Source organism: Mycolicibacter acidiphilus, from assembly GCF_018455725.1.
GTDB classification, from domain to species: domain Bacteria; phylum Actinomycetota; class Actinomycetes; order Mycobacteriales; family Mycobacteriaceae; genus Mycobacterium; species Mycobacterium acidiphilum.
Map to the genome: position 1 here is coordinate 12,927 of NZ_JAHCLR010000023.1, position 12,777 is coordinate 25,703.

At 69.9% G+C, this 12,777-nt stretch carries 10 protein-coding genes; 2 read left to right on the forward strand and 8 right to left on the reverse strand.

Features of this window, described 5'->3' with window-relative positions; translation table 11 throughout:
- Positions 1–168: 168 nt before the first annotated feature.
- Entirely contained in the window at positions 169–1,677 is a 1,509-nt protein-coding gene (locus KIH27_RS12620; RefSeq protein ID WP_250150057.1) for an HNH endonuclease signature motif containing protein, read from the forward strand.
- A 453-nt stretch (positions 1,678–2,130) separates the two neighbouring features.
- On the opposite strand, the gene KIH27_RS12625 is transcribed toward KIH27_RS12620, so the two are convergent.
- Both KIH27_RS12625 and KIH27_RS12630 read right to left on the reverse strand, forming a co-directional pair.
- Positions 2,131–3,624: an HAD-IB family hydrolase gene (locus KIH27_RS12625; protein ID WP_214093300.1), complete on the reverse strand. Its 1,494-nt coding sequence runs from the start codon at positions 3,622–3,624 to the stop codon at positions 2,131–2,133.
- Positions 3,621–5,063, reverse strand: coding sequence for a wax ester/triacylglycerol synthase family O-acyltransferase (locus KIH27_RS12630; RefSeq protein ID WP_214093301.1), 1,443 nt, complete (start codon positions 5,061–5,063; stop codon positions 3,621–3,623). The genes KIH27_RS12625 and KIH27_RS12630 overlap by 4 nt, the downstream gene beginning before the upstream one ends.
- A 100-nt stretch (positions 5,064–5,163) precedes the next feature.
- Between KIH27_RS12630 and KIH27_RS12635 the strand changes: the two genes are divergently transcribed.
- Positions 5,164–6,411 carry an alpha/beta hydrolase gene (locus KIH27_RS12635; RefSeq protein ID WP_214093302.1) on the forward strand — a complete coding sequence of 416 codons (1,248 nt, stop codon included), beginning with the start codon at positions 5,164–5,166 and terminating at the stop codon, positions 6,409–6,411.
- Here the strand turns inward: KIH27_RS12635 and KIH27_RS12640 are convergent.
- The 6 genes from KIH27_RS12640 to KIH27_RS12665 are packed head-to-tail and all read right to left on the reverse strand — an operon-like array spanning position 6,397 to position 12,687.
- Positions 6,397–8,247: a 1-acyl-sn-glycerol-3-phosphate acyltransferase gene (locus KIH27_RS12640; RefSeq protein WP_214093303.1), complete on the reverse strand. Its 1,851-nt coding sequence runs from the start codon at positions 8,245–8,247 to the stop codon at positions 6,397–6,399. The two genes, KIH27_RS12635 and KIH27_RS12640, sit on opposite strands and share 15 nt — an antisense overlap.
- Positions 8,247–9,779: a long-chain-fatty-acid--CoA ligase FadD17 gene (fadD17, locus tag KIH27_RS12645; protein ID WP_214093304.1), complete on the reverse strand. Its 1,533-nt coding sequence runs from the start codon at positions 9,777–9,779 to the stop codon at positions 8,247–8,249. The genes KIH27_RS12640 and fadD17 overlap by 1 nt, the downstream gene beginning before the upstream one ends.
- 23 nt (positions 9,780–9,802) lie before the next feature.
- Complete coding sequence (locus tag KIH27_RS12650; RefSeq protein ID WP_214093305.1) at positions 9,803–10,546, reverse strand: SDR family NAD(P)-dependent oxidoreductase; 744 nt, start codon at positions 10,544–10,546, stop codon at positions 9,803–9,805.
- A complete protein-coding gene (locus KIH27_RS12655) occupies positions 10,543–11,028 on the reverse strand; it encodes a nuclear transport factor 2 family protein (protein ID WP_214093306.1) in 486 nt (161 codons plus the stop codon). Before KIH27_RS12655 ends, KIH27_RS12650 begins: the two co-directional genes overlap by 4 nt.
- On the reverse strand, positions 11,025–11,891 hold the full coding sequence (locus KIH27_RS12660) for a TIGR03619 family F420-dependent LLM class oxidoreductase (protein WP_214093307.1): 867 nt from the start codon (positions 11,889–11,891) through the stop codon (positions 11,025–11,027). Before KIH27_RS12660 ends, KIH27_RS12655 begins: the two co-directional genes overlap by 4 nt.
- Positions 11,892–11,895: 4 nt before the next feature.
- Positions 11,896–12,687, reverse strand: coding sequence for an SDR family NAD(P)-dependent oxidoreductase (locus KIH27_RS12665; protein WP_214093308.1), 792 nt, complete (start codon positions 12,685–12,687; stop codon positions 11,896–11,898).
- Between the last annotated feature and the right edge of the window lie 90 nt (positions 12,688–12,777).

Sequence of the window (12,777 nt, forward strand, 5' to 3'; positions counted from 1 at the left end):
GCGACGGCGGATGTGGATGCGGATCGGATGCACGTGTCGGACCCCTGCTCTACGATCGAACGTATGTTCGAGACAATATTCGATGAGCGGGTTGCGGAGGGGGCGCCGGAAGCGGTCGCCGATCTCCCGCCGGGCCGGCTGGCGGATCTGATCGCGGCCACCCACCGCATGGAGTCGGTGCTGATCGCCCGTCGGCTGGCGGCGATCGCCGTGCTGCTCCGGCGCTATGACGGAATGAGCCCGTCGGCGATCGGCCAGCATCCGGAGATGGTAGCCGGCTATGAACGGGCTTGCGCCGAGGTGTCGGCCCTGCTGAACCTGCCCCCGGCCGCCGCCGGACGCCAGGTGCACTACGCGGAAGTACTCGACATCCGATTGCCGCGCCTTGCGGCGCTGTTCGCCGAGGGCCGGATCGACTGGCGCAGTGTCCAGATCGTCATCGACCGCACCGATCTCGTCGACGACGACCTGATCGGCGAACTCGACGAGAAGTTGGCCTCCCGCATCGAGAACTGGTCGACGTGGTCGCGGCAGCGCATCATCAACGCCGTCGACGCTGCGGTGCTGGACGTTGATGCCGATGCCGTCCGGCAGCGTCGGAAGGACGCTGATGACAACCGATACATCTGGGTCGGACCCGATCGCGATGGCATCGCAAAGATCGATGGCAGGGTCCCCGCCGCGTCGGCCACGGCTTTCGACCGGCGGCTGACCGAACTCGCCCAAGCCGTCTGCGCCGAGGATCCCCGCAATCTCGTACAGCGCCGGGCCGACGCGCTCGCCGCGTTGACTGAGGGGCGGTCGCTGCGCTGTGGGTGCGGCCGGGCGGATTGTCCGACACGATCGGCACCGGCGGAATCCGGCGGGACGCGCGTGATCCTCAACGTGATCGCGACCGACGCCACCGTCGCCGGCGCCCAGGACCGGCCCGGCTACCTGGACGGGTACGGGGTGATCGACGCCGAGCAGGTTCGTCAGCTGGCCGCCGGAGCGTCCTGGCGGCTGCTGAATCCCGCCGCTGACCCGGCCGCGGCGTTTCGCTACCAGCCCTCCGCGGCGTTGGCCCGCGCGGTGCGCTGCCGCGACCTCACCTGTCGATTCCCGGGCTGCCATCGCCGGGCCACGATCTGCGACCTGGATCATACGAACCCGTTCAATCACACCGATCCGGCAGCTGGCGGGCCGACGGTGCTGTCGAACCTCAAGTGCCTCTGCAGATTTCATCACAGAATGAAGACGTTCGGCGGCTGGCACGATCAGCAGCTCGAGGACGGCACGGTGATCTGGAAAAGCCCATCCGGTGCGGTGTTCGAGACCAAACCCGGCAGTGCCGAGGTGATCCCGGAACTGGCCGATGCGCTGGGTACCACCGGGCAGCGGCCCCTGCGGCAGCCCTGCCAGAACTGGGCGACCCAGCGGGCGGCCCAGGTGGCACGCGCCCGCCGGAACAACCGTGTCCGGGAAGCCGCTAACGAACTGCACGCGCAGCGGCGGCGCGAGATCGCCGACCTCAAGGTCCGCAACCGGATGCGTGACCGGCTCCACCTGTTGAAAGGCGGATCCAGCACCAGTCCGTTCTGCGCCTGGGTGAACGACCCACATGAACCCGAACAACTCCCGCCGGACTGGCAACCGCCACCTGCGCCCCCGCCACTTCCCGACGATTGCCCCTTCTAACCAGACGGCAGTCGGCCTACAGTCAGCGTCATGCGCGCATCGTGGACAACGATCGTGGCCGCGGCGGCCGCCGGTGTGGTCGGTGTCGCCGTGGGCGCTTCGCTGGTCAGTGTCGGGGAGCACCTGGCTGAGCCGACGGTCGAAACCCCCGACTCCCACACCCAAGACGTCGTGCTGTGCACCAGTTACGCACTGATCTACGACGCCCTGCACCAACCCCTGGGTGCGGCGGACGCGCTGCCCGCCATCGCGCCGCTGCGGCTGGCGCTGACCGAGAACCCGGACGCCGACCCGGAGATCCGCGACGCCATCACCGGCGCGATCGAGGCCTTCGACGCGATCCTGGCCAAGGACGCGAAACCGCACGGACTGTCCGAGCCGCCGCCCTACGATCCGGCGGCGGTGACCGCGGCGCTGCAGCGGGTGCCGCAGGTCTGCGAACTGAACGACTGGCTACTGCGCCGGCCAGTCGGCGAGTGTGTCGACGAACAACTGCCGCACCCCCGCGATCCGTTCGCCCAGGTCCTCCACCGTCCAGTCCGTTACCGAGATCGGTTCGCCCACCACCACATCCACGACCCCGGGCCGGAGCACGGTCGCGCCGCGGGCGCCGAGTACGTCGGCGTTGCGGATGATGATCGGAACGATCGGCACCCCGGCCGCCATCGCCATTCGGAAGGGTCCCTTCTTGAACTCACCGACCGCGGTACCGGCCACCCGGGTGCCCTCCGGCGCGGCCAGGATCGAAATGCCCCGGGTCTTCAGGTGCGCCAGCAGCGGTTCCAGCGACTCGATCGCCCGCGAGGTGTTGCCGCGGTCGACGAACGCCACATCGGCGAGCCGGCCCAGGGTTCCCACGAACGGATCGTGTTCGAGTTCCCGCTTCGCGACGGCGGTGAAGCCGGTGCGGACCAGTGCCGCGGCGATGAACCCGTCGAAGTTGGTGCGGTGATTGAAGACGAACACCGCCGGGCGTTGCGCCCACAGGTTCTGTTCGCCGACCACGTTGATCGTGACACCCGCCAGGTGAAGCAGGGTGCTGAACCACTGCTCGCTGACGAAATCCAGTGCGGCCCGCTTACTTCCGCGCAGCAGGCCGATGCCGCCGCCGATCGCCGCGATCGGGACGACACTGAAGAATCCGGCCAGGCTGCGGGCGCGGGTGGCCGGGCTGACGGGACCTCGGCTGGTGAACCGCTGCACCGGCCAGTTCCGCCGGCGGGCCACCGCCGCCAGGTGCTTGCCGGGGTTCGTCGGCCGCGGTTTGCCGACCAGGTGCATCAGTCCGGTGTCCTCGTCGCCGTCGGCGTAGAAGTAACTCTGCGCCAGATCGATGTGGCAGCGACCGGCGTACGCCTGCACCGCGTCGGACTTGCCGGCACCCCACAACGGTTCCCCGGCGATCTGTCCGGTCAGCATGCCGTCGACCACTTCGAGCTCAGTGCAGAGCACCTCCTCGATCCCGAGGTAGTCGGCGATCGGCCGCACCTGGTAGGGCAGCGCGGAGGAGGACAGCACCACGGTGTGGCCACGGTGCTGATGGGCGCGGACGATCTCGACCGCTTCCGGATAGATCAGGTCGACGATCTTCTGGGTGAAGACACGCTCGCCCAACTCATGCAGGTCCACGTCGGCGCGTCCGCGCCAGGACCGCGCGCTGAGCCGCATGAACTCGGTGACGTCGGCCAGGCCGGCGCCGACCCGCAGTGCGCCCTTGATCGCTCGGGCGACGTCGCCGAGGTCCACGTCGCGGCGCTCCCACTGGTCGGCGGCGAGCGCCGCCGCCGAGTATCCGGCGATCAGCGTGCCGTCGAAGTCGAAGAACGCACCCACCTGAGGTCCGGCCGGGCTGGCTTCGATCTCGGCGATGGTGCCGGGCAGTCGCAACCGCACGGGCTTCGGCCGCGGCGTGGCCTCGGTCACCAGGTGCAGCGTGGAGTCGCTCATCGCCGCGCCGCCCGTGGCGTGGTCTTGGTAGCACGGCGGCGGGGTGCGGTTGCGATGTTGCGTGGCCCGGGTTGCGCCAGCTCCAGCACCTCGGCCACCCCCTGGCCCAGACAGGTGGCGAACAGTTCCGGGTCGGTGATCGCCGCCGGGTCCAGGTTGATGCCGACGTACGCCGTCTGCCGATAGGAGTTCAGCACGATCATCGCGGCTGGGCCGGGCAGCGGGCCGAACGGATACATCTGCTCCACCTTCACCCCGGCCAGGTAGAGGGGATCAGGGCTGCCCGGGACGTTGCTGACCTGCAGGTCGTGCACCGCCAACCCGCTGCCCGCAGCCAGCGCCAGCAGCGCCGACGGGATGCGCGCCGCCACCGGGGCGAGCAGGCTCAGCGCGTCGGCCGCCGGTTCGTGGCGGGCCTGCAGGACCAGTGCCCGGATGCACTTGATCCGGGTTGCCGGATCCGGTTCGGCGACCGGCACCGCCAGGCGTGCGCCCGCCCACCGGTTGCCGCCGGCCGGGTCGTCGGCGGTGCGCAGACTGATCGGGATGGCGATGTTGAGTGCCTCGATGGGGACGCCGTTCTTCTCGTGGTAGCGGCGCAACCCGCCGCAGATCGCGGCGAGGAACCCGTCGTTGATCGAGCCGCCCGCGACCTTGGCGGCCCGACCCAGGTCGGCCAGGTCGATCTCGGTGGTGAGCAGTCGCCGCTGCAGGCTGCGTCGGCGCAGCAATGGTGAGGGCGCAACCGGTGACGGGGCGAGCACCCGCCGAAGGGACTGGGCGAACGCGCTCACACTCGACAGCGAGCGGGGTCTCAGGCCGAGGCGCAGCAGTCGATACGTGCTGCCGACAACGGATTGCGGTGCGTGCCGCAGTGCTTCGCCGAGCAGGTCACGCGGCGTCAGCTCCACCGGTGCCGGGATCGGTGGCAGCGGCGTCGCCGCTGGTTCGGGCTCGGTGTCGAAGATGATCTCGGTGTAGTGCCGGGCGCCGAGGCCGTCGGTGATCGCGTGGTTCATCTTCGCGACGAACGCCGCCCGACCGTCCTCGAGTCCCTCCACCAGTGTGAACTCCCACAGGGGGCGGGCTCGGTCCAGTGGCGACATCACCAGCGGCGCAAGGAAATCGAGCAGGGTCTGCATGGTCCCCGGCTGTGGCAGGTGCATCCGGCGGACGTGGTAGCGCAGGTCGAAATCCGGATCGGCGGCCCAGACCGGAAGCAGCGCCGGCACCGGCGGGTCGACCACCCGTTGGCGCAGTGCCGGGATCAGCCGGGAGGCCCGGTCGATGGTCTCGACGAACCGCCCGAAATCCGGTGCTGCCGCCAGCACGAAGACCGCCATCATGTCCGACCGGGCGTGCGGGTCGCTTTCGCTCCGGTACATCAACGCATCGAACGGCGCCATCGGGTGCCGGGTGGCCGCGGAACTGTCGCTCATCGGTGCAGTATTCAATCGATCGCCCTATCGCGACACGAATCGTCCCGGCCAGTGAGATGTCCGCGCGATCGGTTGGCGCCGAACCGGATACGGTCCGCGGATGCGCATACGACGCGACACGGGACTGCTGCTCGTGGGCGTACTGGGGGCGGCCGCGGCGGCCAACGCGGTGCGACCGGTGCGGCGGACCGGACCGCTCTCGATCCTCGCCTTCGTGCTCGGCATGCCGGTCTCCGAAATGCCGTGGCACACCGTGCTCGGGCCGAGTCTGGTTGCGGCGGTTGCCGCCCGCGGCGGTGGATTGCGTACCGGCCGTGGCAGACTCGCCACCGCTCTCACGGCGGTGTCCGCCGTTGCGCTGCTGCGGGTGCACCGGACCGCGGCGGCGGCCGGCCAGGTCCTGGAGCTGGCACTGATCGACGGACTGGGCGGCGGCTACCGGCATGGCATCGCCGATCCGGCCGACCCGGTACTGCAACGACGGCCGGGTCGGCTCGCGGTGCCGAATCCTGTGGTGCGGCAACGCTATCGGGTGGCCCGAGACGTCCGCTACGGCCCGGACCGTCGCTACCACACGCTCGACGTATGGCATCGCCCCGACCTCGACCACGATGCGAGGGCGCCGGTGCTGGTCCAGATTCACGGTGGGGCTTGGGTGAGCGGACGCAAAGAGGGCCAGGGTGAGCCGCTGATGGCGCATCTGGCCGATCGCGGCTGGGTTTGCGTCACCGTCAACTATCGGCTCAGCCCGAGGGCCGACTGGCCCGACCACATCATTGATGTCAAACGCGCACTGGCCTGGGTGAAAGCGCACATTGCCGAGTACGGCGGCGACCCCGGTTTCGTCGCGGTGACCGGTGGATCCGCCGGGGGACAACTCGCCGCCCTGGCCGCGCTGACACCGGGCCGGGCCGAATGGCAGCCCGGCTTCGAGAGCGCCGACACCTCGGTGGCCGCCGCGGTGACGTTCTACGGCGTGTACGACTTCCTCAACCGCTACGGCGGCGGGCGCGACGACATGGAGCGCTGGCTGCAGAAGCGGCTCTTCAAATCCCCGGCTGATCGTGATCGGACGCGGTGGGATCAGGCGTCGCCGATCGGTCGCGTCACGCCCGACGCGCCGCCGTTCTTCGTCCTGCACGGCGTGAACGATTCGCTGTTCCACGTCGAGCAGGCCCGGGAGTTCGTCCGGGATCTGACTGCGGTGTCGGCCAATCCGGTGGTGTACGCAGAACTCCCCGGCGCCCAGCATGCCTTCGACACGCTGCCTTCGCTGCGGGTGTATCACACGGTGCGCGCCGTGGAGCGGTTCCTGGCAGTGGTGCGGGGTCGCTCAGCCGCGTCGTGAATCGCCGGCCAGCAGTACGGCGAACCGGTCCGCGGCGATATCGCCGATCACGGTGATGTCGGCGAGGATCTCCTGCAATTCGGCGGTGAACGCGACCCGCCGGGCCATCGACTCCTGATCGGTGTCCAGCAGTCCGCGATGCTGCGCCAACCGCCACCCGGATTCGAACAGCTGCTGCGACACCGATTCCGGTCGCGCGATGATTCGCTGCAACAGCAGCTGCCGGCCCAATCCCAGGCACGACTTGAGGAACGGTCGACGCTGCAGCGGCCCCGGCTGCTGCTCCAGTGCGTGCGCGACCACCAGATACGCCTCCAGGAATGGCCGCAGTGCCACATGGGCCACCGGGAACGGGAACGCGTCGAGAATCCGCCGGGCGCCGGCCGGACCATCGGCCAACTGCTCCCGCCAGTCCGGCGCGTACAGCGCCAGCTCGGCGGTCAGAGCCGCACCGAAATCGTCACGTTCGGCGAAGAAGAAGTCGAACTGAAGCAGATCACGCAGTGCCAGCGCGACGTCGAGGAACCGGGCACCCGGGTCGGTGACGCCGGGCTTGGCGGCCTCGATCAACGCGACCTCCAGGACGGCATTGTTGAGGAACGCGTGGATGATTGCGTTGCGGTAGAACGCCGCCACCAGATGCTGCCCGGGCTCGATGCCGAAGACCGGTTCGGTCCCGTCGTCGAACCGGGTGACCACCCCGTGGTGGATCAGCGCATCCAGCGCGGCCTGCACCCCGGCAGCGGACTGCAGGCCGCGAGCGCTGTCGGTCATCGGCAGGTCGTGGCGGTGGGCGAACTCCAGCACCACCGCGAGGGCGGCACGGATCTGCCGCAGTGTGAGAGCCCGGTCGACGGCGCCCAGCAGCACCACCGCCACCAGTGCGGTACCGGTTGCCGGCGTCACCTGGCTGATCCGGCGCGACACCTCGAACGCCAGTTCCTGCACTGCGGTTGCGCCGGACTCGGCGCCGTGTGCCGGGGCCGGGGGCCCCAACGCCGCACGCAGCGACAGCGGCTCCCCGAACCTGACGTAGATCTTCCCGTAGCGGTCGCGCAGCTCCCGCCAGTACCGCAGCAGCCAGCCGGTGTTCTCCGCCTGTTTGGCCCGACCACCGGCTTCACCGGCGAAATCCTTCGCTTCGCGCAGCTGGTCGTAGGTGATCGAGATCGGGATGAGCATGACGTCCTCGGCCCGCCCCTCCCGGTAGGCGTCGACGACGTAGGAAAGCGCACCGAGCTTGGGGGGCAACAGCTTCCCGGTGCGTGACCGCCCACCCTCGATGAACCACTCCAGATGGGACCGCTGCTCGATCAGGTGCCCGATGTACTCCCGCAGTGCGAAGCGGTACACCGGCGCATCCGTGCCGTCGCGGCGTACGAAGATGCCGCCGGCGCGGCGCATGATCGGTCCCACCGGCCAGAAATCCATATTGCCGCCGACGAGCACCTGCCGTCCGGGCAAGCCGAGTTCGCTGAAGAGCGCGGGCAGCACCATGCCGTCCAGATAGGACCGGTGCGAGGCGAGTGTGACGGTCGGATGCTGCTGCATGGCCGCGCGGACGCGTTCGATCTGTTCGGGATCGACGTCGATCTGCCGGTCGTAGCCCTGGGTGTAGATCTGCCGGCTCACGAAGACGGTGAATTCGGTTTGGGCCCGGCTGTTTCCAGCCACGATCCCAGCCAGATCCCGCTCGGCCTCGGTGCTGATCTGTTCGATGCCGCAGCCAGACTGCTCAGCCAGGCGGCGCAGCCCGGCGTGGAACCGTGGTGCCGCCGCGATCGTCGTGCAGGCCCGGTGCCGACTGCGCCACCGGACCGGTATCCCGACGCCCATCACGTGCCCCGCGGCGGGCGTTCGATCGCGAACACCGGGTCGGCGCAGTCGACGCCCTCGGCCGTCAGCACCCGCTTGAGCACCTTGAACGTCTCGGTGCGCGGCAGTTCGGCCATCACCCGCACCTGTGCCGGCCACTGCTTGGGGCCCAGATCCGATTGTGCGGCAAGGAAATCACGGAACGCCTCGGCGTCGAACGACGCTCCCGACGTCAGCACCAGCGCGGCCATCACCTGATCGCCCACCGCCGGGTCGGGGATCGGGTACACCGCCACCTGGGCGATGTCGTCATGACGCAGCAGGATTCGTTCGATCGGGGCGGTGCCGAGATTCTCGCCGTCCACCCGCATCCAGTCGCCGAGCCGGCCAGCGAAGTAGGCGTAGCCGTTCTCGTCGGCGTAGGCCAGGTCCCCGGTGTGGTAGATCCCGCCGCGCATCCGCTCGGCCTCGGCGTCGGGATCCTTGTAGTAGCCCCGGAACTGGCCGCGCCCGCTGGTGTTCACCAGCTCACCGACCACGCCGGGCGGGCACGGCTCGCCGGTGTCGACGTCGACGACGGCGTTGCCGTCGATCAGCGGACCCAGCGCACCGATCGGGGTGTCGGGGGTGCGGGCGATCGCCACGCCGCCCTCACTGGACCCGAACGCGTCGACCACCAGGCAGCCGAACCGCTCGGCGAACCGCTCCAGGTCCCGGCGGGCGCCCTCGTTGCCGTACAGCAGCCGCAGCGGATTGTCGGCGTCATCGGGCCGCTCCGGGGCGGCCAGCACGTAGGACAGCGGCTTGCCGACGTAGTTGGCGTAGGTGGCGCGGTAGCGGCGCACGTCGGGAATGAACTGCGAGGCGGAGAACTTGCGGCGCAACGCGATCGACGCACCGGCCGCCGCGGCCACCGCCCAGCCGGCCATCACCGCGTTGGAGTGGAACATCGGCATCGACAGGTAGCAGACATCGTCCGGCCCGAGCCCGAACCGCTGCGAGAGCAGCACCCCGGGGAACGCCGCCTTCCAGTGCGTGCAGCGCACCGCCTTCGGATCACCGCTGGTACCCGAGGTGAAGATCAGCATGAACAGGTCGTCGGGGTCGGTGTCGGGGAACGTCACCGGCGCACCGGTGAACCCGGCCACCTCCGCGGCCCACTCGTCCGAGTCGACGTCGATCGCGCCCGCGACGTCCACCCCGGAACTGCTGTCGGTCAGCACCAGCTGGCAGTCGGCGTGCGCGATGTCGCGAGCCAGCGCCGCCCCGCGCCGGGTCGGGTTCAGGCCCACCGGCACCACCCCGGCCAGTGCGGCGGCGACCAGCAGTTCGGAGAAGAACGGCGTGTTGCCGGCCAGCACCCCGACGTGCGGCGGCTTGGCCGGGTCCAGCCGGGCCCGCAGCGCCGCACCGAGTCGGGTGCCGGCGGCGATGTGGTCACGCCAGCTGACGAAGGTGTCCTCGAAGTACACGCCCCGGTCGTCCACCCCGGCCAGCGGCACCAGCAACTGGGTGACGGTCGGTTCGTCCGGGTTGATCGCGGGTGTCGACATGCTCGTCAGGTTAGGTGAAACCATCAGCGCAGCTTGATGGTGCCGCCGTCGACCATCAGCGTCTGCCCGGTCATGTACGCGGCGTCGGCGCTGGCCAGGAAGACCGCGACCCGGCCGATGTCGTTCTCCGGGTCGCCGAACCGGTGCATCGGGGTGCCGGCCAGCAGCTTGTCCTCGATGCCGGGGTTGGCGGTCAGGTAGGCCTGCACACCCTCGGTGAGCGCCAGCGGCGAGATGATGTTGACGTTGATCCCGTCGGCGGCCCACTCGTTGGCGGCGACCCGGCTGATCGCCCGGATCGCCTCCTTGGCCGCGGCGTACGACGCCTGGTTGGGCTGACCCTGGATGCCGGCGCCGGACGCGAAGTTGATGACCGACCCGCCGGTGGCCTTCAACTGTGCGTGGCAGGCCTGCATCAGCCAGAAGGTGGGGTAGAAGCCGGTGTTGAACGACAGGTCCAGCATGTCCTGGGTGGTCGCCAGCAGCGGCGCCTGCTTCGAGGCGTGCGCGTTGTTCACCAGCACGCTCACCGACCCGAACGCCTCGACCGCGGCCGCGCAGATCTGCGGGGCGCTCTCCGGCTGGGAGATGTCGGCGCCGAGATAGCGCACCGCCGAACCGAGTTCGGCCTCGCACGCGGCACCGGCGTCGTCGTTGATGTCGACGACCAGAACCTTGGCACCCTCCTTCACGAACGCCCGGGTGATGCCGCGGCCGATGCCGCCGGCGCCGCCGGTGACGATCGCGACCTTGCCGTCGAGTCTCATGCCTGCTCCCCTTTCGCCCCGGCCGCCAGCAGCCGGCGTGCCTCCGGATCGCCGTCCAGCGTCCGGCTGATCCGCTTGGTGATCTGCCAGCGGCCGTCGAGGCGGCGCAGCGCGAAGTGGTGCACCCCGGCGCGGGCCAGCAGGTAGCGCTTCTCGTGCCGCACCACCAGCGACGACTCGCAGACCGCGATGGCCTCGTCGCCGGTCACGGTGACCACCGCCGGGCCGAGGAAATGCATTGCGCCGCCACCGATCAGGCCCTGGTGTGCCTCCGAGCGGACCATCGCGGCGACCTCCGCCCGGCTGGTCATCGACCAGCCCTCCACCTCGTAGCTGCCGTCCACCGCCCACAGGTCGGCGGTCGCGTCGGCCTCGCCGGCGTCCACCAGTGGGCCGTAGCTGGCGATCATCCGCTCGATGGCGCGCTCGTCCTCGATGCGGGCGAGTCGCCGCTCGAGTTCGGCCAGCTTGTCGATGCTCATGCACCCTCCCCGTCGAGTCGGTCGGCCAGCGCGCGCAGCGCGCCCAGTTGATCGCAGTAGTGGCCGGCCGACGTCGCGGTGACCGTGCAGTTGATGACGGTGGCGCCGACGGTGCGCAGCGATTCCAGCCGGCGCAGCACCCGGTCCGGATCGCCCAGCGGGTCCAGCGGACCGGGCCCGAGCACGATGTCGAAACCTTCCGGAATATCCACGGCAGCAAGCATTTCCGCAAGCTGGCGGCCGCCCAGCCCGAACGGCATCCAGCCGTCACACAGTTCGACCGCGCGCCGCAGCGAGCGGCGGGTGCGTCCGCCCACCCAGATCGGCAGCCGTGGCTGCAGCGCCGTGGGCTCGCAGATGACGTCGTCGAAGCGGTAGAACTCGCCGGCGTAGCTGGGTCGCGACGCCGCCCAGGCGGCGCGCAGCGCGAGGATCGCGTCGTCGGCGCGGGTGCCGCGGTCCGGCCAGGACGCGCCGAGCATCGCGAACTCATCCTCGATCGAGCCGACGCCGACCCCGAGCACCACCCGGCCGCCGCTGATCCGGTCCAGCGTCCCGTAGGCCTTCACGATCTCCAGCGGGTGGTGGTAGCCGAGCACCACGATCGAGGTGGCCAGCCGGATCCGGCTGGTGTGCGCGGCCAGAAACGACAGCGTCGCAACCGGATCCCAGTACACGAACCCGCGGTCCGCGCCCTGATCGGCCGGGACCGCGACGTGCTCGGAGCAGGTCAGGTAGTCGAAGCCGAGTTCGTCGGCGGCCTTCGCGATCTGCACCACGTCGTCGACGCCCGCGCCGTGCTCCCACGACGAAGCCATCCCGGGGGTCTGCACGACGACGGGGGTGGACAGTCCGAGACGCATTGGATCAGCCCTGCCCGATCAGCTGCTGCATGAACCGGTGCGTGCCCAGCACCACCTTGGCCCGGTCCGGGTTGTTGCGCCGCTCCACGTCGGCGCCGTTGCCGCCGGCGATGAACACCGGGCCGTGCGGCAGTTGCTCCAGCCCTTCGCGGGCGACGTCGGCCGGCTCGGCCACCTTCATGCCGGGCACGTCGAAGTTCAGCCCGACCCGCTCCATCGCCGGGGTGCGGGTCACACCGAGCACCAGTTCCAGCACGTCGACGTTGTACTCGCGCAGTTCCAGCCAGAGCCCCTCGGCGAAGATCCGCCCGAACGCCTTCACACCGCCGTAGATGGTGTGCCGGGTCGATCCCAGGTAGCCGGCCATCGACCCGACCAGCAGAATGCCGCCGCGGCGCCGGTCGCGCATCTCGCGGCCGTAGTGCTGCACCAGGCGCATCGGCGCGTTGATGTTCAGCTCGATGACACGGGCGAAGTCGGCCAGCTCGCCGTCCAGGAACTCCGCGCTGCAGGTGTTGGCGCCGGCGTTGTAGATCAGCAGCCCGACCTGCAGGCCGGCGGTCGCCGCGGCGATCGCGTCGGTGGCGGCCGGGTCGGTGAGATCGACTGCCAGCGTGCGGACTTCGATGCCGCGCTCGCGACATTCGGCGGCGGTCCGCTCCAGCGGTTCGGGTTTGCGGGCGACCAGCAGCAGGTTGATGCCGGCGTCGGCCAGTTGCCGGGCGAACTCGGCGCCGACACCTTCGGAACCGCCGGCGATCACCGCCCAGGGGCCGTAAGTCGAAAGATCAGTCACCACGACATCGTCGCCGAAAGCACGCCGGGTGGGTTCGCACGTCTCACTGGCTGAGATGGCGGCGCCCGCCCGTCGCGCCGGATGCTGCAA